Source organism: Mesorhizobium sp. M0808 (assembly GCF_040320025.1).
In the GTDB taxonomy this organism is placed as follows: Bacteria; Pseudomonadota; Alphaproteobacteria; order Rhizobiales; family Rhizobiaceae; genus Mesorhizobium.
Window position 1 is genome coordinate 18,004 of sequence record NZ_JAMYOX010000046.1, and the last position, 21,926, is coordinate 39,929.

A 21,926-nucleotide genomic window follows, 5' to 3' on the forward strand; every position below is an offset into this window, starting at 1 on the left:
ATGGTCAAGGCCCCCTCCCCTGCTCCCAGACTCCGCCGCCTCATCGGCTATGCGTGGGTCTCGACGGAGGACCAGGTCATCGATGCACAGGCCGACGAACTGAGGCACGCCGGCTGCGCAGTCATCCAGCACGAACAGGGATCGGGCGCATCGCGCTCGCGGCCGGTGCTGACCAAGCTGATGCGCGAGATCCGCGCCGGCGACGTTCTGGTCGTCGTCAGGCTCGACCGCCTCGCCCGGTCGGTCAGTCATCTTCTCGAGGTCATCGAGACGTTGGAAAAGCGCGGCGCGCATTTCCGCTCGCTGCGCGACCCGATCGACACGTCGACGCCGCAGGGGATGTTCTCGCTGCAGGTGCTCGGTGCTGTCGCCCAGCTGGAGCGGGCGCTCATCGCCGAGCGTACGAAAGCCGGCATCGCCGCGGCCAAGGCACGTGGTCGTCTGCCTGGCAATCCTGGCCTGCGCGAGCGACGGCCAGAAAGCATCCGCGCCGTCGCCGCGGCGCGGGACAGCGCCTATGTCGGCGATCTCATCGTCTCGGTTTGACGGTGCACGAACCCGCTGACGGTTAAAGCGGCCGCTCGTCGACGTAGCGCCGCCCTCCCCTCTCTCTTTGTTGTGGCGCGCGGTACGGCCGACCGTGCTGCGGATCCCGGCCGATCACCGGTCGATCAGCGCCTTACATTCTCAATGACAGCCGACTGGAGCGACCCCAAGGCGGGCTCGTCAGCCTTGCACTCGATTTCGTCCGCCAAATTAGGATACATTCGCTTGAGAACGAGCACGAATCAGGATGGGGTAGGATCGTGAGAGCAGGTAACCGCGCGCAGTCTGCCGATCCCAGTTGAATGACGACGCAAGTCCCCGACCAATCCACCGAAACCGATGTTTCCGGCACGGACGACCTGCCGGACATCATCGACGTGGTAATGGAAATGGGCCGCCCTGCGCCCCCTGCCCCGTCCCCCGCCTCCAGGTCGCCGGCGCATCTCGAATCTCTGGTCGAAACAGCCAAGGATTACGCCAACAACGCCAGCTCCGAAAACACGCGCGACGCCTATGCCAAGGATTGGCGCCATTTCTCCGCCTGGTGCCGGCGCAACGGTTTTGAACCCCTGCCTCCGGCGGTGCAAATAATCGGGCTTTACATCAGCGCTTGCGCCGCTGGCGATGCCAAGCGCGGCATCCCTCCCCTCTCGGTCGCGACGATCGAGCGGCGGCTTTCCGGTCTCGCCTGGAATTTTACCCAGCGCGGCGTGCCAATGGATCGCTCTGACCGGCATATTTCCACCGTGCTCGCCGGCATTCGCAGAAAACACGCCAAGCCGCCGCGACAGAAAGAGGCCGTGCTCGGTGACGACATCAAGGCGATGATCGCCACGCTCGGCCATGATCTGCGCGGGCTGCGCGACCGCGCCATCCTGCTGCTCGGCTTCGCCGGCGGTCGGAAATCGTTGGGCTCGACGTCGTCCGCGACGACCACGGCGACGGCGCCGGCTGGATCGAGATTTTTGCCGACAAGGGCGTTCTGGTGACGCTGCGCGGAAAAACCGGCTGGCGCGAGGTCGAAGTCGGCCGTGGCTCCAGCGATTTGTCTTGCCCCGTGGTGGCGCTGGAGACCTGGATCAGGCTCGGCCGCATTGGGAGAGGCCCGCTTTTCCGGCGCATCTTCAAGGACAACAAGACCGTCGACGTCGAGCGACTCTCCGACAAGCACGTCGCCCGTCTGGTCAAGCAGACGACGCTCGCCGCCGGCGTTCGCGCCGATTTGCCGGAGGGGGAACGCGCGCTGCTGTTTTCAGGGCACTCCCTGCGCGCCGGCCTTGCCTCGTCGGCCGATATCGAGGAGCGATACGTGCAAAAACAGCTCGGCCATACCTCGGCCGAGATGTGTCGCTTGGCAGTTAATTGTGAGAATGCGGTCGTTTCGGTTAGGGTTGGCAGTTAACTGCGAGAATCGGGTAGCTCGGATTCTCAATTTAACTGCAATCGCATCGGCGTGAAGGTCATGATTCATTTGAATTTCATACGCCGTCTTCGGTAAATTCGATCCCGTTGCGTTGCCGACGCTGCTTCTCACATTAAATGCCAATAGCCCGGTATGATTATCAAATTAAGTGCGCGTTTTCAAATTAAGTGCACAGCTAACCAACTGAAATCATTGACAAGCGAGTCTCATAATTAACTGCAAAGCGACATGAAACGAGCCACCCCTGTCGATGGGAGGCTCGTATTAGCTATTTTGCAGAGAATGGCCGGGAAGCAGAGCCGCTAGCCAAGACACTTCCGGATGCGTCCAACGCCTTTACGGTTACGTTATAGAAATGGGTTCCCTGTCGGGGCATGGCCCGTTGTATCGGAACGCTCCGTACTGCAGATGCGCATTTCGCAAAAACGGGACAGTCGTTCCGCTGAATCGCGGACAGCAGTGCACTCCATCGCTGTCCGCGAATTACCGGAATGGGTGGAGTGCGAATTTCTGAAACACGCAGGAGGTTTTCGATCGGATAGCGGTGGTCCTTGCAGGTCGGTGTACTCACGGTCATAAGCGTGGTGCTACCTCAATTTCCTTACCGCTCAATCAGTGTGAAAGCACCTGCGCCGACAGTCCGGATAGCGACGGATTTGCAATACCATGCCATTTGCACCCCAACTGCCCAAGGGTGGCGCAAGGGGTTAGTCACCGCTATCTGAGGTGTCGAAAACCATGAAGTACTTTTTCATCGTTTCCTCTTGCTTCCACAGACCAGTGAATCCTGATGGCATGAAAAAGCTATCGCCTTTCGCAAAGGTCTTTTCGCGCCCATCTTCTTCGACAATCGTAACCGATCCCTCGATTACATGCATAAACTCGTCTTTTGGATAGTTTTCGATCTTTTCAGTGTACGCTGTTGCTTCCCAAAGACCGACACGGACTTGGCCGGGCCTCAGCCGATCACCTACGTAGAAACGATGTCTGCGGTCTTTTGGTTCGCCAGCGACTACTCCATCATGCGAGATTGTCTCCCACGGAGTCATGCCATTGGCAGGATCCCCGTCGGGCGTCAGACGTATAACGCGAGTTGCTTCCGACATATGTGATTGTTCTCCACCGGTTCGTAGCTACCATTCAGCCCATAGTGCAGCCGAGAAACTGCGAAACTCGTCAATCTATGGCAGTATCCGGCCACGGTCCGCACCTAAAGCGACGCGCCCTGGCCAAGGATATTGACCAAAAGGCTCGAATTCGGTTGGAAGAACATCGCCAACCGGTTTTCCGATTGCGCCTTTCCAGCCGCCAGGCGGGCGCGTTCTTCATTGGGGGTGATCCCAAAGAAGGATTTATAGGACTTACCGAACCAGGACGCCGTCGAATAGCCGCAGGCAAAAGCGATTTGGGAGATCGGAAATCGCGTGTTCAACAGTAGCGACTGAGCCTTTTGCAGGCGTATGGCGGTATAGAATTTCCCAGGGGATACGCCAAATTCCGCTTCGAACTGTCGATACAACTGTCGTGGCGACATGTTGGCGCGCATAGCGATATTGTCCAGGGGTAGCGGTTTGGCCGTGCAGCGGCGCATGGTTTCGACTGCCGTAGACAGTTTCTTGTCCCGGGCGACCAAAGACGCATCTGCATCATTCAGGAAAAAGCACTGGCGTACCCTCTGGGAGACCTCATCGCCCTGGTGCTGGGCCAGAAATCTTAGCATCATGTCCAGTACGGCCATCCCGCCGCTGCACGTGAAGATGCGCCCGCTTTGCTCAACGCCGGAGCTGCGGAAGTCGACCTTTGGGAATAGTTCCCGCGCGCTGTCGAATTCTTCCCAGTGAATAGTCGCAGCCCTCCCATCAAGTAGCCCTGCTTGGGCGAGAAGCAGGGGCGCCGTGTCCACCGCTAAGATCCACGTCCCGTGCCGTTCCGCAGCTCTGAGCCAGCCCAACAGTCGCGCGGAACTCGCAGCTTCGGGAAAGTAGGACGCATTCAGACAGACAATATCGGCCGGAGGGGTATTGCTGTCGAATTGTAGCTGGGCTGCGAGCGTAAAGCCGTTGCTTGCACGGGGTGCGTCGGACTGGACGCCTTTGATTGTCCAGTCGAATGCCTTCCGGCGATGGGCCAAGTTCACGAAGCGTAGTGCCTCGAGGATCAGTGTCGTGGTCAGCATGGAAAAGCCGTCCGCAAGAACAACGTCGATCAGGACGGGACTTGGAACCGTTTTCGAGGGCTCGTTTGCCATACTATCCGTGATTAAAACGCCGCGAGCTGAACGGCGCAAGATTATAGTCGCTGCGCCCTTTAGCGATCAGGTCGGAGACCGTCTTGCCGACGATTGGACCGATACCAAACCCGTGGCCGCTTAGACCGGCCGCGACGAATAAGCCGTGGGGTTTGGCAAGGGCATCGATCACCGGCAGTTCGTCTGGAGTGTAATCAATATAGCCGGCCCAGGCGCGTTCGTAGGTGATCGGGCCAGCCGCAGGATATTCTTCGAGAAAGCGTTTGGAAGCCCGCGCGAGCCCTCTCCAGTCGGGCCGGGGGTCTAGTATGCGATGGGTTGTGAAGTCGGCATACTCCCCCATCATGCTGCGGATCAGCGGCTTGCCCAAGCTAAAACGGACATTGCGCCAATTTCGCTGCGCCAGGGGAAGGAACTTCAGACCATGCACTATACTGTCGAGCATCAGATCGTGGAAACCGTCCTCCGCTACCGCGATGTTGACCCGCCCGTCGGGGCATTGCCGATAGGCACACTTGCCCCATACCACGAGTTTGCGCATCTCGATGGGCAACACGCTGGTACGGCCGACCGAGCCACGGATCCAAAGGGTAGGATGTCTGATCCCAAGCCGCTTCAAAAGAAGATTGGTCCACGCGCCTGAAGCCAATACGACAGTTTCACAGTCGAGCCGACCCTGCTCTGTCTCCACTGCGCAGACGGCGCCGTTCTGTGTGTCGACAGACACAGCCGCTGTGTAGTCCATTATCGCGGCGCCGAGCCGGGTAGCCCCCCGGGCAAAGGCCGAGGCCGCCTTTTCGGGTTCCGCGCAGCCGTCGGTGGGCGTAAAAAGCGCACCCTGACAGTCGCGCGGGTCGTAATGTGGCAGCAGTTCGGCGACTTCGCTCGGGGTCAGAATCCGGGTCGTAAGGCCAAATTCGCGAGCGGTAGGCATGAACGCTTCGGAGCGCTCGCGCATTTTCCTGTCATAGATTACTCGCATCTGGCCTTGTTGACGCCAGTCCACGCTTTCGCCGAGCTCCGCCTCGATCCCACGCCAAATTTCCAGGCAGTCGAGCATCATCGGGATTTCGCTTGGGTCGCGGCCTTGGGTACGAATGGCGCCCCAATTCCGACTCGACTGCTCCCCATTGATGCGCCCCTTTTCCACCAGAGCCACGCGCTTGCCAGTCTTTGCCAGGTAATAAGCAGCGGTCGTCCCGACAATGCCTCCGCCGATTACAACCGTGTCGAACCGACGGTTCATTTCAAGAGACCACCTTCGATAAAGCGCATGGGTAGTGCTTTGTCGCGAAATCGTCCGAAGTGAAGGCATCGCGGACGCTGCGGGCCACATCGGCCGGGGCACGTTCGGCCGGATCGCCAAAACCCGCTCCCCCTGGCGTGATCAGACGCACAGCATCCCCTTTCGCCATGATGCGGTCGACAACGTACATCTCGATTTCTTCAACTTCGCCATCGGCCCGGTGGTACTCTAGCGAGGCGCGCCCACCCTCTCCGCCGCCGAAAATGCCCGGCGCCGGGCTTTTCTTACCATCGGCCTTCGTTGAAACCGAAACGCCGTCGACCAGCGATCCGATGTCACGGATGATCGCTGCCCCGCCCTGGGTTCTGCCCGGCCCGGCCGTATCGATTGCTAAACCGTATTCGCGCACGATTAACGGGAACTCGATTTCCAAGGCCTCGGCGGGCGTGTTCGAGGTGTTGGTGATCCCGACCTGGGTACCATGCATTCCATCCTTATAAAGCGTCGCACCAACGCCGCCCGCAACGGCCTCGACATAGACAAATGGTTCGCCCGACCGGCGTTTGCCATAGAACGCCATGCCGGTGTTAATGTCCGCCGATGGGGCCACAGCCCGGTCTTGCGGCAGCGCCTGCGCGAAGGCGAGCGTAATCGCACGCACTACCCGTTGGGCTGTATATTCGCGGTTGCCGATCGCTGCCGGAAACTCGGGGTTAACGATCGTTCCCGAGGGCGCCTTGATCCGTACCGGCTGGAACATACCGAAATTGGCCGGAATCGTCGGGTCCACCATCATGTTGATGCCGCAGAAAACCGCCGCAAGGAGCGGATACGGCCCCAGATTGATCGAGCCCTTCGCCTGCCGGTCGGTGCCCGCAAAGTCGAGGGTCACGTTTCCATTGTTGATGAACACGGTGAGACAGATTTTCTTGCGCGGCCCTGGTACGCCCTCGTCATCCGTATAGACCTCTGAGCGGTATTCCCCGTCAGGCAATTCCTTGAGCCTTTGCCGCATGCGCCGTTCGGTATAGGTGAGCAGATCGGCCATGCTCTTCTGCACCCGTGCCAAACCGTGTTCTTGCGAGAGTTTCCGCAGACTCTGGGCGCCCTGACTGTTGGCGGCGATCTGCACCTTGAGATCGAGGATCCGCTCCATGGGGTCGCGGGTGTTATGCGCGATCAGATAGAGAAGGTCTTCGTCCAACACGCCCTCGCGAACGATCCGCATGTGCGGGATGCGGATGCCCTCGGCAAAGACGCTGGTGAGGATGTGATCCGTAGACCCGGGAATGACGCCACCCACATCCGAGTGGTGCCCGATGTTGCCGATGAAATACTCGATCTTACCTTCGATGAATACGGGTGTAATGATTGAGATATCGTTGTTGTGCGATCCGCCTGCCAGGTAGACGTCGTTGCAGATGATTACGTCACCCTCTCGAATGCTCTCGATACCTCGTCCCTTCAACAGTGTCTCCACGCCGCCCATTACTCCCGATAACAGCATTGGAATGTAAAGTGCCTGGCAGATGAGCTTCCCCGTTTTGTCGAAGATCGCGACGGATGCGTCTTTGCGTTCCTTGATGTTTGTGGAGAACGAGGAGCGGATGAGGGTGTTCATCACCTCATCGGTAATCGACAGAAGCCGGTTGTTGAACACTTCCACGTCGATAGCGTTGATTTGAGTCATGGTTCAGGCCGCCTTGCGAGTCAGAATGATGTTGCGCCACTTGTCGACCGTTGCGATCCAGCTTGAGGGGAGAACGGTCGTTGCGGTGAGCTCTTCGACGATCGCGGGTCCGACGATCATCGCGCCGACCGGCAACCTCGCACGATCGTAAATTCCCGCCTCAGCCCAACCGTCGCTTTCCTGGCCCATATGGACAAGACGGGTAGCGAGACGGGCGCCCTCAACCGTGCCAGTTACTATAGGCGGTTCTTCAAGAGGCCTGGCAATGTTGCCGATGGCCTCGACCCGGACATTCACGATCTCGATCTCGCGGTCGTCGACGTGATAACCGTATACCTCGTCGTTGACGCGGTAGAAAGCGCGCACAAAGGCATCCATGTCGATCATGTCGCCCTCGACGCGGACCTCGAAGTTCTGGCCAAGGTAGCGCGCCTCGATAACACGGATGTGCTGACGCAGTCCTTCATTGACGCCTTCGCTGACCAACCATTGCTCGGCTTCCGCCGTTAGGACCGCTGCGTTGTCGAGAACCTCCTGCCAGCTGGCATCCGAGAGCGCTGTCACATGCGACTTCACGAAGCTCCGCGAAATGTTGGAAAGCAGGACACCCCGCGCACACATTGTTCCGGGAGCCTCGGGGACAAGGACAGTCGGGATCCCGACCTCATCCGCCACGAAGGTCGCGTGCAGCGGCCCCGCTCCCCCGAAAGCGACCAGCGCGAAATCATTCAGATTGCAGCCGCGCTCAATCGAAACCGACCGGATTGCACGCGCCATATTGGCTACCGCTATCCGAATTATACCGTCAGCCACATCGTCGGGCGCTGCGCAGACCTTAGCCGCAATTTCCGATATGACGCGCGTCGCCGCAGTGCGGTCCACCGGCATGGCACCATTGAGCAGCGCAACCGGATTCAGACGACCCATATGTAGGTTTGCATCCGTGATTGTCGGCTCCGTACCGCCGCGCATGTACCCGACTGGCCCCGGCACCGCGCCGGCGGAATGAGGCCCGACCTTCATCGCGCCGGCGTCATCGACCCAAGCGATGGATCCGCCGCCTGCCCCGATCACATGAACATCGAGCATCGGACAGCGTATCGGATACCCGGCAACCTCCCGCAAAGGCGTGTAGGCACCGCGTCCGTCCAGAATAAGAGAGACATCGGTAGAAGTTCCGCCCACATCGAACGTCACGGCATTGGGGAATCCTGCGGCGACGGCAACCTGCGCGGCCCCCACCACGCCCGCGGCAGGTCCGGAAAGGCAGGTCCGGACCGGATAGGCTTTGGCCGTCTCCATTGACATCAGACCGCCGTTGGAGTGCACCGTATGTGGCACGGCCCGGATCCCCAGATCGCGTGAGCGATGCATAAGCCGATCCAGATAGGCTGCTATCCTCGGTGTCAGATAGGCGTTCATCACCGTGGTCGAGAAGCGTTCGAACTCGCGGAATTCAGGCTGCACATCCGAGCTGAGCGATATCGGAATTCCAGGCAATTCCTCACGCAAGATGTCCCCTGCGCGCTTCTCGTGTGCGTCAAATCGATATGAGTGCACAAAACAGACCGCGACCGCCGCAATCCCCGCTGCGCGGAACTGGGCAGCTGCGGCACGCACCGCGGATTCGTCCAGCGGAACAATTTCGTCACCGTCCGCCGTAAAACGTTCCGGCACCTCGATTCGCAACCAACGCTCGACTAGCGGCACCGGGCGGTGAATAGAATAATCATAAAGGTGCGGCCGCTGTTGCCGTGCAATCTCCAGCACATCGCGAAATCCCTTGGTGGTAAGAAGGCCGGTCAGGGAACCTTTGCGTTCAATTATTATGTTTGTCGCTACGGTGGTGCCGTGGCCAAAATGCGCGATTGTCTTCGGATCGAATCCGGCCTCGATCACCAGCTTCAACCCATTCTCGATAGCTTCGGACGGATCGTGGGGGGTTGAAGGCGTTTTGAAGTTGTTCAACGCACCCGTGAGCTCGTGGATTAGCGATAGATCGGTAAAAGTTCCGCCGACATCCACGCCGATTCGATAGTGCTCCTGTGTCATCTTAGACCATATCCTGAAAAACAACGCCCATCCCCGCTTGGGGCTCGGTCGCTAGGATTGATCGTTTTATGGTTTGAGAAACAGGCACTATCCCGCCAAAAACTAGCATAATCTGGCCGACGAACCGAGCCCTTCTCATGCCATCCTCCTCTACATCACCCGTCCAAGATTGAAACCTTAGCCCTTAGCCAAAGCTAGCTCGTCTCGCCCCAGGTACTTTTCAATCACAGGTTTTTGCCCGCTGCAGGACAAGCCAAATTTGAATGCTTGTTAAAGTGGAACGCAGGGTTTTTTGCGTCCAGAGCAGGGCGGCCAGGTACCGTCATGACGTGCGAACCTTGGCCGGATCTTGGCCGGATACTGCCAGAAGTTGGCAAGATCCTCAGTTTCGAGCGTGTTTATGCGCGTTACCGTGGAGGCCGCCTCTCAACTCGTACTGTCGTTGAAAGCGACAAATTGAAAGCGAGGTAGACGCGATACCACGCAGAGACTCATCGGCTGAGCAATTTCTTTGGGCCTCCCAAACCGCCCACACGGCATTCGTTAAGCGGTATCCGAGGGACCGACCGTCGGCGAGAGAATCAAGATGATGAACAGCATAGTCACATTAAAGAATTTCATCGGCGGTGAGTTCGTGACCTCTGCGAACGATGAGAAAGTCAATATCATCAATCCCGCGAACGAAGAGATAGTTGCTTCGTCTCCGCGCTCCGGCAAGGCCGACGTGGATATCGCAGTGAGACGGGCGAAGGAGGCGTTTCAAAGCTGGCGCAACACCACGCCAGGCGAACGTTCCGCCTATCTGTTAGAGCTGAGTACTCGGATCAGCGCCGACAAGGACCGGCTCGCAAGGTTCGAGATGCTCAATGTCGGCAAGCCTCTTTCAATGGCGGCGGGAGAAATCGACATTGCTGTTGACAATCTGCGTTTTTTTGCAGGTGCGGCGAGGATCCTCGAGGGAAAGTCGGCTGGCGAGTATCTACGCGGATATACGTCGATGATCCGACGCGAACCCATTGGCGTTGTCGGCCAAATCGTTCCTTGGAATTATCCACTCATGATGGCGGTATGGAAGATCGCCCCTGCCCTCGCCGCCGGTAATACGGTCGTGCTGAAGCCGTCCGAACTCACTCCGATCACAGCCCTCTTGATGGCCGAGCATTGTCAGGGTCTGCTTCCTGACGGCGTCTTGAACATCGTAGCTGGTGATGGCGACCCTGTGGGTGCCTCGATCTCCGCACATCCAGATATTGATATGGTCGCGTTGACAGGCAGTGGTCGCTCGGGACAACACGTTGCATCCTCGGCATCAGGCAGTTTCAAACGAGTTCACCTTGAACTCGGCGGAAAAGCGCCGGTCGTTGTGTTCGATGACGCCGACCTGCAAGCGGTAGCGACCACAATCAGGATCATGGGTTTGTGGAATTCCGGCCAGGAATGTGGGGCACCCTGCCGGATCATCCCCTCTGAGAACGTTTACAGCAAGCTTCTCACCCTTTTGAGCGAAGAATTCGGATCTGTCACCTTTGGGGACCCTGGCCAAGACGCAGCCGTCGCGATGGGGCCGGTCATCTCAAAGCAACAACAGTCTCGAGTCCACGATTTCATCGATCAGTCCTCAGCCAGGATTCTCGTGGGAGGAGGCGGGAGCCCCCGGCCAACCGGTTTCTTCGTGGCTCCGACGCTGATTGCAGACGTGTCGCAGTCGGATCGGATCGTTCAAAACGAGGTGTTCGGGCCAGTCGTGACCATCCAGAAATTCAGCTCCGAGGCGGAAGCTCTCAAACTGGCCAACGATGTCCCCTATGGCTTGGCAGCTTCTGTCTGGACCCGTGACGTGGCGCGGGCGCATTCGGCGATACGAGATCTCAATTTCGGTACTGTGTGGGTCAATGATCATCTTCCGTTTGTGTCGGAGATGCCGTGGGGCGGCTTTAAACAATCTGGCTACGGAAAGGACCTGTCCCCGTACTCGATGGAAGATTACACCCAGGTTAAGCATGCGATGGTTAAGTTCAGCTAGGCCAGAACGTCGCTTCACGGCGATCGTCCAGAAGGTTCATTAAAAGCAAACGACGCTGCCAGGGAACTATAGGTTGGCTAACGTGGACCGTTAAAACTCCTTGTCTTTAGAAAAGTCACACGTTGCCGCCTTTCGATATCGCCTTGTCTCCAGAGCTCGACGAGGCTCTTACGGAATTAAGTCGCCAAATAAACTTATAAAAAAAGGGAACAGCTATGTACACGAAGAATACGTTTCTTAAGATTGAACCCACAAGGAGAGATTTCCTGAAGGCGACGGTCGCCTTTGGAGCTGCGGCTTGCCTTATCGGGTCGTCCTCGTTTCCGGCACGATCCGCGCCGGTTCGCGGTGGTGTTCTCAAGGCGGGGATGGTCGGCGGTGCCGCTACTGATAGCCTTGACCCAGCCGTCTGGACGAGCAATGTCCCTACATTTCTAGGCAGGCATTGGGCGGAACAGCTTGTTGAGGTTTCGCCTGCTGGAGAAATCCAGCCAGCCCTCGCCGAAGAAATTTCACCTTCCACCGATGCCAAGGTTTGGACGTTCAAAATTCGCAAGGGGGTGACGTTTCATAACAACAAGGAGATGACCCCCGACGACGTCGTAGCAACTCTTGAGCGCCACGCCGATGCCAAGTCGAAATCTGGAGCACTAGGTCTACTTGGCAACATCCAGAAGATATCAACCGCCGCTCAGCACGTAAAAATTGACTTGAAGGAGCCGGACGCAGACTTCCCGTATTTGATGGCTGATTACCATCTGATGATTCAGCCAAACGGCGGCAAGGACAACCCGATCGCCGGCATAGGAACCGGACCTTATCACCTGTCAGTCAACGAGCCGGGGATAAGGCATATTGGTGAGCGGTTCCCAGGTTATTGGCGAGATGATCGCGGTTTTGCGGACCAGATCGAAGTCATCGTCATCAATGACGCCACGGCACGTATGTCCGCGCTACAGGGCGGTATCGTTGACATCGTGAACCGGGTTGAGCCGAAGGTTGTCGCCCTAATGAAACGCGTTCCGGGCGTGACAATCCGCAACGTTGCTGGACGCGGCCACTATGTGTTTGTCGCGCACTGCAATACTGCACCTTTTGACAACAATGACTTGCGACTGGCGCTGAAATACGCGGTTGATCGCGAGGAAATGGTCAAAAAGATATTGATGGGCTACGGGTCGGTGGGTAACGACACGCCGATCAGTAAGGCCTATCCGCTGTTTACTGAGATGGAGCAGCGTAAATATGATCCGGAAAAGGCCGCCTTCCACTACAAGAAGTCTGGGCACTCGGGCTCGATACTGTTTCGGACCTCTGACGTGGCCTTCCCTGGCGCGGTGGATGCTGCGCAACTTTACCAGCAGAGCGCGGCAAAGGCCGGCATCACGCTGGAGATCAAGCGTGAACCAGGTGACGGTTATTGGTCCAGCGTTTGGAACAAGCAGCCCTTTTCTGCCTCCTATTGGGCAGGAAGGCCCACCCAAGACCAGATGTACACGACAGCCTATTACTCCAAGGCCGATTGGAACGAGACGCGATTTTTCCGCGACGACTTTGACAAGATGCTTATATCAGCCAGGGGCGAGCTTGATCGTGAAAAGCGCAAAAAAATCTATGCCGCCATGGGACAGATTGTACGCGACGAGGGTGGCGTCATAGCGCCGATGTTCAACGATTTTATTGATGCCACGGGTCCGCGTGTTGGCGGCTGGATCGACGATGGCAGCCAAGAAATGATGGGAGCATACGCGTTGTCGAAATGTTGGCAGCAAGCCTAAGCTGCGCTTCAACATGTCCTCCCCTGTCCTTGAATTGATGGCCCAGCGCATTGCGCTGGGCATCGTTCTCCTGTTGGCCGTTTCGGTCCTGATCTTCGCCGGCACCCAAATCCTGCCCGGCGACGTCGCGCAAGCCATTCTCGGGCAGTCGGCGACACCGGAGTCGCTCGCCAATCTGCGCGAGCAGCTCGGCCTCAATGATCCCGCTTACATCCGTTATTTTCGCTGGCTCGGCGGCATCCTGACCGGTGATCTCGGCACGGCTATGTCGAGCGGTCAGGATATCGCAACCTCTATCAAGGGAAGGCTGTGGAACACGCTGTTCCTTGCCTTCTGGGCGGCGATCGTCGCGGTGCCGCTGGCGATCATCCTCGGCCTGATCGCGGTGCGCTACCGCAATGGCTGGGTCGACAAGCTGATCTCCGGGTTAGCGCTCGCCTCGACCTCGTTTCCGGAATTCTTCATCGGCTATGTGCTCGTCTTTTTCTTCGCGGTGCAACATCAATGGTTTCCCGCCATTTCCACGGTCTATGACGGGATGCCTTTCGGCGAACGCATTCAGGCCATAGCACTGCCGGCGGCAGCGCTGACCCTGGTGGTGCTCGCGCATATGATGCGCATGACGCGCGCTGCGATCCTCAATGTGATGCAGTCCGCCTATGTCGAGACCGCCGAACTCAAGGGGCTTTCGGCCTTCGCGGTCATCCGCAGGCATGCCTTCCCCAATGCCATCGCGCCGATCATCAACGTCGTGATGCTCAATCTCGCTTACCTGATCGTCGGCGTCGTCGTCGTCGAAGTTATCTTTGTCTATCCAGGCATGGGCCAATACCTCGTCGACCACGTCACCAAGCGTGACGTGCCGGTGGTGCAGGCGGTCGGGCTGATCTTCGCCGCCGTCTACATCAGCCTGAACATCATCGCGGACATAGCGGCGATCATCGCCAATCCGCGCCTCAGACATCCGAAATGAGGGGGGCGGGTATGCTCGTCATCAAACGCATCCCCATCCCGGCATTGGTCGGCATCGTGCTGACGGCGCTGTTCGTGCTGGCAGCAATTTTTGCGCCGTGGATCGCACCGCATGGCAATGCCGAGATCGTCAGCGACGTCCCTTGGGAACCGATGTCCGCGGCGCATTGGCTGGGCACCGACAATCTCGGCCGCGATCTGTTGTCGCGCATGATCTACGGCGCCCGCATCACCCTGTTCATCGCGGTGCTGGCGACCGCGCTGTCCTTCTCGCTCGGCGCCATCCTCGGCTTTTCGGCAGCGGTTTTCGGCGGCTGGTTCGACACGCTTCTGTCGCGTCTCGTCGATCTCCTGATGTCGATCCCGACACTGATCATGGCCCTTGTCGTGCTGTCGGTGCTGCCATCCAATCTCGTGACACTGATCCTGGTCATGGGCATTCTGGACTCGACCCGCGTCTACCGCCTGTCGAGGGCGGTCGCCGTCGACATCAACGTCATGGATTATGTCGAGGCGGCCAAGCTGCGCGGCGAAGGCAGCGGCTGGATCATCTTCCGGGAAATCCTGCCCAATGCGCTGTCGCCGCTGGTTTCGGAACTCGGCCTGCGCTTCATCTATGCCGTACTGTTCCTGTCGACGCTGTCCTTCCTCGGGCTTGGCGTGCAGCCGCCGGACGCCGATTGGGGCGGCATGGTCAAGGAAAACAAGGATGGCATCGTCTTCGGCATAGGCGCCGCCCTCATTCCGGCGGCGGCGATCGCAGCGCTGGCGATTTCCGTCAATCTCGTCGCCGACTGGGTGCTCAACCGCACGACAAGCCTGAAGGGAGGACGCGGGTAATGGCTGACAAGCAACCAAAGCCCGGGCAACCAAAGTCCGGCGTGCTGCTCGACATCCGCAATCTGCGCATCGAGGCCACGGTATATCCGCCGGGTGAGGCGCCGAAGAACATCGTGCTGGTGCACGATGTCTCGCTGATTCTCGAAAAGGGCAAGGTGCTCGGATTGATCGGCGAGTCCGGCGCCGGCAAATCGACCATCGGCCTGTCGTCGATGGGTTACGGCCGCGGCGGCGTGCGCATCACCGGCGGCGAGGTCATCCTCAATGGCCGCGACATCCTGAAGGGCGGCAACGAAGGGTTCCGCAAATTGCGCGGGCGCGAGGTCTGCTATGTCGCGCAATCGGCGGCAGCGGCCTTCAATCCGGCGCACAGGCTGATGGACCAGGTGGTCGAGGCAGCACTCCTGCACGGTACGGCGACGCGGGCCGAAGCCGAAAAGCGCGCCGTGGCGCTGTTCAAGAAGCTCAGCCTGCCGAACCCCGAAAGCATCGGCGAGCGCTTCCCCCACCAGGTGTCGGGCGGTCAGCTGCAGCGCGTCATGACGGCAATGGCGCTGTGCTCGGAACCCGACCTGATCGTCTTCGACGAGCCGACCACGGCGCTCGACGTGACGACGCAGATCGACGTTCTGGCGGCGATCAAGGATGCCATCCGCGACACGCATGTGGCGGCACTCTACATCACTCACGACCTTGCCGTCGTCGCCCAGGTCTCGGACGAGATCATGGTGTTGCGCCACGGCCGGCTGGTCGAATGGGGCGGCACCCGCCAGATCATCAAGGAGCCGCGCCAAGAATACACCAACGCGCTGGTTTCGGTGCATGAGATCGAACACCAGGAGCAGAAGCCCGGCACGAGCCCGTTCCTGTCGGTCAAGAACATCACCGCCGCCTATGGCCGCAGTCACATCAAGGTGCTGAAGAACGTCTCCGTCGATATTTTCCCCGGCCAGACGCTGGCGGTGGTCGGCGAGTCCGGCTCCGGCAAATCGACACTGGCGCGCGCCATCACCGGCCTCTTGCCGCCCGAACAAGGCACCGTCACCTTCGACGGACGGCCGCTCGCCAACCGACTTGCCGACCGGCCGAAGGAGGACCTGCGCCAGCTGCAGATGATCTACCAGATGGCCGACGTGGCGATGAACCCGCGCCAGACGGTCGGCACCATCATCGGTCGGCCGCTGGAATTCTATTTTGGGATGCGCGGGCTTGAGCGCGACAAACGCGTCGCCGAACTGCTCGACAAGATCGAAATGGGCAAAGGCTATGTCGACCGCTATCCGGCCGAGCTTTCGGGCGGCCAGAAGCAGCGCGTCTGCATCGCTCGTTCGCTCGCCGCCAAGCCGAAGCTGATCATCTGCGACGAGGTGACATCGGCGCTCGACCCGCTGGTCGCCCACGGCATACTGGAGCTGCTGCTCGAGTTGCAGCAGCAAGAGAAGGTCGCCTACCTCTTCATAACCCACGACATGGCCACGGTGAGGGCGATCGCCGATTCAATTGTCGTAATGTATAGAGGTGACATCGTCAGATACGGGCCGAAAACTGCGGTACTGCAACCACCTTTCGACGTTTATACCGACCTCCTCCTTTCCTCTGTACCAAAAATGGAGATAGGCTGGCTTGATTCGCTTAGACTGGCAAAGGGATGACGCTCCTCACGATGCGAGGAGCACGCAAGACGCCTCGTCGGCGCTGTATAAGACACATTCGCCCGGGACCGCTGCCTGCCGACCTCGGTTCTATCCCCGGCGTTTACGCCGCATATGTGGTGGCAACATTGGGGTCAATCACCGTGGCCGTGATCGCCAAACATCGTTCGCCGGATGAGCGCGGTCTTGTGGTCTTCCAGTGCGGTCGGGAGGCCGGGTTGATCTCACCGGCATAAGGCCATGCCGCTGCTTCCGAGCTCGGCCCCGCCAGGGGAAATGTTGCCAACGACCGACCGTTGCGCTGTCACGCCCAAGACCCTCCAGTCGGTAGATTCCGCGCTTCGTCCGGCGTGATCTGATGCGTTTCGCGGAAACACCTCGAAAAGTGGGACGCGGACACGAAGCCACATAAAATCGCAATTTCCAGCACCGGCAGTGACGACTGGGCAAGCAGGAGTCTCGCATGTTCCAATCGCGATTCCCGGAAGTAGCGGCAGGGAGAGCCGCCAAGGTCATGGCGAAACTGTCGCTTCACCTGCCGTCTCGACAGCCCTGCAGCAGCCGCCAAGTCCGTCGTGGTAAGCGGTGCGGCCAGGTCCCTCTGCATCAACTCTATGAGTTTGACGACCGTGGGTTGAGCCTGCCATGCTGGCGCAGCAAGGGCAGCCGCTGGCGCTCGTCGCCCGCGCGGATACGACCTGCTACGGCCAGCTCCCCACATTCACCGCGACGGCCGGAACGAGTAGCCGAGGACGTCGAACTGAGGCTCGCCACAATGAGGTTTTCCACGAGAACGACCATCATATCGAAAGCTGCCGTGCCGCCGGCGCAGCTCCAGACATTGTTGTCGACCGTCATAGACGGTCGCCGCCGCCTCAACGCGCATGAACCGCTCCTTGAAGGCTGGCAGCGACTCCCAATGAACGGCGCACCTGCGGTTGTTGAGCAAGCCAGCCTTGGCCAAAGCGGCAACCCCGCTTCCAAAACCACCTGTCCCGATCCTGCGTTGCCGGCATTCACCCAACCATGCGCCCAACACTTTGGTTTCCGGCCTTCCTTAGGCTCATCGCCGCAGACCAGAGCCAAGACAGGGCGTTCCGGTTGCATAAGGTATCTGCGCTCCTGAGCGAGGTCGGCGTCAGCCGCCAGTACAATGCCGCAGCTGGCACGCACCGCTTCACCCGAGTGAGACACGGTGCGCCAGCGGAAGCTGCGTGCCTCGACGCTTGGTTGGCAAGACGGAAGACGTCCAGGACCGACGACAAGGCGAGAAGTTCGAAGCCGGACGCCAAACACAGCGCAACCATGACCGGCTCGGCAGAAGGAGCGGACGCCCACGCGTCCTTGGACCAGTGGTGAACCATATCAGACTGTCCGCCTTGTTCTCTTAGCGCCGCGGGATAACCCGCGCCTCATGTGAGCGCCGAGTGAAAATAGCGAAAGGACGAATGCGTCGGCATGACAGTGTCGATGCCGGTGTCGCACTGCACTTAAATGTGAGATTGCGCCCAGCTCGCTCAACCGCTGCACCTAATCATGAGATTCAATGGCCCTGAGTCTCAATTCACCTGCAGCGACTGAGAGTTTCTTGAAACCGATATGCGGGCGTCGATCGCAGCGAACCGCGTATAGTAAGCCCCAAGCGTTTGGCGCTTGAGTCCGGAGACGTACGTCGGACCAGCCTGATAGACGATTGAGACACCAGCGAGCAGCGCCATGCGGAGCCCAATAGGCAAGATCGGTCTTGCAATCGTAGGTCTTGGGAGTCTCTGTTCGGCTACAAGCTCATCGAAACCCGGAACGACGGCGCCAAGGATGGTGCAGCGGCCTATCGATGGGTGATGGCGGACTGGCTTCGGGCATCGTCTGATGAGGAGTAAACGGACGATATCGATTGGCGACACCCAACCGACAGATGCTCCCGTCAGCGACTGATCGATGAGCCGCTCGCCCTGGACGGCATCTACCCAAAGATCCTCGAATGGCAAGGACGTGCTTGCGAGGGCAGATGACCCCTCCCTCGTCTCTTGCTGCCGTTGCCTGCAAACGGGACAGGTTATACGCCAACCCTCGGTCCAGCTTCGCTGTACCGCAGTTGCGGCTCCTCGCGATCTGTTTTGCTCACAGCAGGGGATGCAGCATTGAATGGCGCGTGGCGCGACGAGCTGCGCTGCCGATTTCGGGAACCCGGACGTGGTCATCGCCAAGATTGTCGAAGGTTGGGTTCGAAACAGCCTCGCAATGCCAACGGCGGCGGTTGGCCCCAGGTTTGTATCAGTTTGCCGCAAAGATGTTGCCTCCGGCATGGCATGGCGAAGCATTGTGAGCGGGGCGACGCCGTAGAAATCGGCATGGCGCGTGATCCACGACGACAGGAGCTCATCTGGGACGGGTTTGAGAATGACAGGAAGTGGCCTTGTGCCGCTGAGCTCGCGGATCATGCGTAGGCTGTTTCGGCGCTAACTGGCGGGCGCCAACTTTCCACCGCTTCATCGGTGATGTGCTCTATGCCGCTCTCGATCGACTCGGCTGCCACGCTCGTGATCGCGTGAAAAATATTTGCAGTGATGCCGCCGCTGATCTGCAGAATTCGACGTAGAGATTTCGGCGTCAGCACCGTCGGTCGGCGAAGCGGCATATTCCGCAAAATGGACGAGACTAGTGCTTCGAACTGTTCGTTGGCCGCCCACCTATTCAAGGTCAGCTCGCCGAATCGGCGGGCAAGCTGTACGTCGCCACTTATCGCTTCGCGGGCTTCAATTACGCCGAAGCAAACGAGGGAGATCTGAAGCCGATTGCTGAGAAATCGCAGCGTGTTCAGCACGACCCGCTGCTCGCGGTACGAGCCGGCGAGAATGTTATGTACTTCATCGATCACCAGGACCTGGACGCCAACCGTTTTCAGAAGCCGCAACGCCGCCTGCTCCATCTGCACGATGTCGGCGCGGGGTGCCTGTGGCGCGCCAAGTGCAGCCAGGATCTCGGCATATAGACGGCGCTCACCTGGCTTCCCCGTCATCTCGATTGCCAGAACCGGCATAGCCTGAACGCCGGTCGTCGGATCAAAGCGGGAGGGGTTATTGTCGCAGAATTTTTCCATGATCATCGTCTTGCCCATGCCACTGTCGCCGTAGATGGCGACCGAGGGCATGCGCGTGCCGCGCGGATGGCCGACCAGCAGGTTGAGACGATCGAGTGCCTGCTTGGCGCGCGGATAAAAAATCCATCGGCGAGCCTGAAGCGCGCGAACTCGGACAATATCGGGCTCGCCGAGGAGGTCTTTGGCCGCCTGCGTCAGATGGACGTTATCCGTGCTCAAAGGGGCTCAATCCAAATCTTCGACGGAGGGAACAGGTTTGCTTGAATCGACGCCACGAAGCGAGCCCACTTCATCGTCATCCACATTCGTTTTCGCAAGCCGGCGCCCTTGTGTCTTGTTTTTCGCCTGCTCGATCAGTTCGCGCTGCGAGAGCGCAGTGCGAATAAGGACGTGCATGTCAATTTCGCGTTTGCCCTGAGCGTTAAGTTTGCGTCGGGCAGCCTGCGCCTCCCACAACGTAATGGGCGCGAGTGTCACATCGGCATAGCGAGCCTCAACAAAGCTGCCTGAGGACCGCTTAACAAAGATGCGCGACAGATCGCGGGGATCGTATTTCACAATCAGGCGGGCCTTGGTTCGTCCAATATCGGCGGCCAGGGCGGGCGACCAGTAGCGGATGTTGAAAAGATGGATGCCGGTCGGGCGCAACGTTCTCTCTGCCTCCGGCAGGAAGGAGATCCAGAACTGCATACGATCGTTCGGCAGGCGCAACACCAACTCACTCTCCTGCTGTCGCCAGACCGCAATCGGTGGCCGACGGAGTGCGCCATGGATAGCATGATGGTATTGCCCAACGATCTCGAGTGCGATGTAGCGCTCAAGCTCTCGAAGCGTCAGTGTCGCATGGCGTTTGGCATCATACTGGCGCCGTTCCTCGATGTTGCTTGAGGTCGATCCTGGCAGCAGATGAACCGCGCCCATCTGCGTGCCGATCAACCGTTCGATGTGGCCGCCGAAATGAGGCGTCCCCGGCGGACGCCAATCGATCTTTATGCCGTTGTCCCGGCAAGCACGTTCGAATGCATGACTTCGAAAGTCCGCGCCGTTGTCGACATGTATCGTTCCCGGCAAACCGGCCACTGGCCACGCTTCATGGATACCCCTCTCCTGCAACCATTGGGTTTTGTCGAATACTGAGTGCAGTATGCATAGGCTTGTCGATAATCGCGACGGCGCCTCCATGGTCAGATAGAGGCCCGTCACCATCCGAGAAAAGATGTCCAACGCAAGTGTCAGCCAGGGCCGTCCGAGCGGCAGACGCGTTTCTTCGTCGACAACGAATACGTCAACTTTGGTATGATCGATTTGCACAAGTTCGAGCGGCCGCGACGCCGAAAGGGCACCTGGCGTGGCCGTTGTAGCTTTGACGACCTCGCTCTCGCCGCGCTTACGCCCCCTCACCCGTAGATCGACTTCTTCAACCCGGGATTTGATGGTGCGCCAGTTTGGTGGAGCAAGGCCGGCCGCTGCGCAGGCGATTTGGACCTGGCGAACCAACTGCGCGAAGGACGGGCGTGTCGGCTTGAGATAAAAGCCTTCAATCGTTCGTCGCACGAGAGCTTCTCGATCTTTGTCGAGGGCACGATGTCCCTGGCGCCGACCGCGCTTGCGGTCCATCAGCGAACTTACAGTGCCACCTGCTCGAAACAGCTTGATCATCCTGTAGAGAGTGGCCCGGCTCAGGTCCAGTTCCCACGCCAGATCCGCTACAGCCTGACCGCTCAGGCTTTTTGGATAGCGCTCCACGAGCTTGCGGATTGCCTCTTCGCGCCGGCACGCCTCGTTCCAACGGGTTCGCTCCCCGTAATCATTGGTGTCGTCGCCCATGCTGCCCGCGAACAATTCAAACTAACGTTAGACCGTCAGAATCTCACATTAACTGCAGCGAGCCAAGCGCGAATCTCAAATTAAATGCAAATTCTCAAGTTAAGTACAAGGCTAAGGGCTTGCAATCATTAGGCGAGCAGTCTCACCTTTAAATACAGCGCGACACTCAACAATCGGATCGAACAGGATCACCGGCGCATCAAGCGCCGCCTTCGATCCATGCTCGGCTTCAAGTCTATGGAGAATGCCCAGATCACCCTCTCCGGCATCGAGCTGGTCCACATGATGCGAAAGCGACAGGCGAGGTTCGCCTACAATCCGAGTCCGTCAATTGCCGAGCAATTCGAAATGCTCACCGCCTGATCAATGCTCCCAGGCGACGCTCTTCCCGTCCACATCCCGGAATTGCGACAGAGCCCCTCATGTTCCTTCAAAAATTCCGATGATCTGCTCTTCAGAAAAGCGGCTACGTTTCATGTCCTGGTCCTCTCGATGGGCCAGAACGAACGTCAACCGGATTAGATCAGCG

At 58.9% G+C, this 21,926-nt stretch carries 15 protein-coding genes and 3 pseudogenes; 8 read left to right on the forward strand and 10 right to left on the reverse strand.

All coding sequences use genetic code 11. The annotated features are described in order from the left end of the window. Positions 1–540, forward strand: a pseudogene (locus NKI25_RS31260) (recombinase family protein); the annotation flags it as partial. A gap of 308 nt (positions 541–848) precedes the next feature. Beyond that, positions 849–1,948: pseudogene (locus NKI25_RS31265) on the forward strand (site-specific integrase). 728 nt (positions 1,949–2,676) lie between these two features. Here NKI25_RS31265 and NKI25_RS31270 read toward each other — a convergent pair. From NKI25_RS31270 to NKI25_RS31290, 5 genes are all read right to left on the reverse strand, one after another. After that, positions 2,677–3,075 (reverse strand): cupin domain-containing protein, encoded by a 399-nt coding sequence (locus tag NKI25_RS31270; RefSeq protein WP_353000308.1) that lies wholly within the window; start codon positions 3,073–3,075, stop codon positions 2,677–2,679. Positions 3,076–3,179: 104 nt separating this feature from the next. Beyond that, positions 3,180–4,217: a GlxA family transcriptional regulator gene (locus NKI25_RS31275; RefSeq protein WP_353000310.1), complete on the reverse strand. Its 1,038-nt coding sequence runs from the start codon at positions 4,215–4,217 to the stop codon at positions 3,180–3,182. 1 nt (position 4,218) lies between these two features. After that, positions 4,219–5,463 (reverse strand): NAD(P)/FAD-dependent oxidoreductase, encoded by a 1,245-nt coding sequence (locus tag NKI25_RS31280; RefSeq protein WP_353000312.1) that lies wholly within the window; start codon positions 5,461–5,463, stop codon positions 4,219–4,221. Position 5,464: 1 nt separating this feature from the next. Next, positions 5,465–7,153: a hydantoinase B/oxoprolinase family protein gene (locus NKI25_RS31285; protein ID WP_353000314.1), complete on the reverse strand. Its 1,689-nt coding sequence runs from the start codon at positions 7,151–7,153 to the stop codon at positions 5,465–5,467. 3 nt (positions 7,154–7,156) lie between these two features. Beyond that, positions 7,157–9,205, reverse strand: a complete 2,049-nt coding sequence (locus NKI25_RS31290; protein ID WP_353000316.1) for a hydantoinase/oxoprolinase family protein — start codon at positions 9,203–9,205, stop codon at positions 7,157–7,159. 586 nt (positions 9,206–9,791) lie between these two features. Between NKI25_RS31290 and NKI25_RS31295 the strand changes: the two genes are divergently transcribed. The 5 genes from NKI25_RS31295 (at position 9,792) to NKI25_RS31315 (ending at position 16,470) form a co-directional block, all read left to right on the forward strand. Beyond that, on the forward strand, positions 9,792–11,228 hold the full coding sequence (locus tag NKI25_RS31295; protein ID WP_353000318.1) for an aminobutyraldehyde dehydrogenase: 1,437 nt from the start codon (positions 9,792–9,794) through the stop codon (positions 11,226–11,228). A 215-nt stretch (positions 11,229–11,443) separates the two neighbouring features. Next, complete coding sequence (locus NKI25_RS31300; RefSeq protein ID WP_353000320.1) at positions 11,444–13,006, forward strand: ABC transporter substrate-binding protein; 1,563 nt, start codon at positions 11,444–11,446, stop codon at positions 13,004–13,006. A 13-nt stretch (positions 13,007–13,019) separates the two neighbouring features. Next, positions 13,020–13,979 carry an ABC transporter permease gene (locus NKI25_RS31305; protein ID WP_353000322.1) on the forward strand — a complete coding sequence of 320 codons (960 nt, stop codon included), beginning with the start codon at positions 13,020–13,022 and terminating at the stop codon, positions 13,977–13,979. 11 nt (positions 13,980–13,990) lie between these two features. Next, positions 13,991–14,818: an ABC transporter permease gene (locus NKI25_RS31310; RefSeq protein WP_352452240.1), complete on the forward strand. Its 828-nt coding sequence runs from the start codon at positions 13,991–13,993 to the stop codon at positions 14,816–14,818. After that, positions 14,818–16,470: an ABC transporter ATP-binding protein gene (locus NKI25_RS31315; protein WP_353000324.1), complete on the forward strand. Its 1,653-nt coding sequence runs from the start codon at positions 14,818–14,820 to the stop codon at positions 16,468–16,470. The genes NKI25_RS31310 and NKI25_RS31315 overlap by 1 nt, the downstream gene beginning before the upstream one ends. Positions 16,471–16,774: 304 nt before the next feature. On the opposite strand, the gene NKI25_RS31320 is transcribed toward NKI25_RS31315, so the two are convergent. From NKI25_RS31320 to NKI25_RS31340, 5 genes are all read right to left on the reverse strand, one after another. Then, positions 16,775–17,191 carry a helix-turn-helix domain-containing protein gene (locus NKI25_RS31320; protein ID WP_353000326.1) on the reverse strand — a complete coding sequence of 139 codons (417 nt, stop codon included), beginning with the start codon at positions 17,189–17,191 and terminating at the stop codon, positions 16,775–16,777. Beyond that, positions 17,083–17,328 (reverse strand): hypothetical protein, encoded by a 246-nt coding sequence (locus NKI25_RS31325; protein ID WP_353000333.1) that lies wholly within the window; start codon positions 17,326–17,328, stop codon positions 17,083–17,085. Before NKI25_RS31325 ends, NKI25_RS31320 begins: the two co-directional genes overlap by 109 nt. A gap of 701 nt (positions 17,329–18,029) precedes the next feature. Beyond that, entirely contained in the window at positions 18,030–18,911 is an 882-nt protein-coding gene (locus NKI25_RS31330) for a TniQ family protein (protein ID WP_353000328.1), read from the reverse strand. Further along, a complete protein-coding gene (locus NKI25_RS31335; protein WP_352707045.1) occupies positions 18,908–19,789 on the reverse strand; it encodes a TniB family NTP-binding protein in 882 nt (293 codons plus the stop codon). Before NKI25_RS31335 ends, NKI25_RS31330 begins: the two co-directional genes overlap by 4 nt. Positions 19,790–19,795: 6 nt before the next feature. Continuing rightward, positions 19,796–21,397 carry a TnsB C-terminal domain-containing protein gene (locus tag NKI25_RS31340; protein WP_352707042.1) on the reverse strand — a complete coding sequence of 534 codons (1,602 nt, stop codon included), beginning with the start codon at positions 21,395–21,397 and terminating at the stop codon, positions 19,796–19,798. Between the two features lie 165 nt (positions 21,398–21,562). On the opposite strand from NKI25_RS31340, the pseudogene NKI25_RS31345 reads away from it, so the two are divergent. After that, positions 21,563–21,760, forward strand: a pseudogene (locus tag NKI25_RS31345) (DDE-type integrase/transposase/recombinase); the annotation flags it as partial. Positions 21,761–21,926 lie beyond the last annotated feature (166 nt).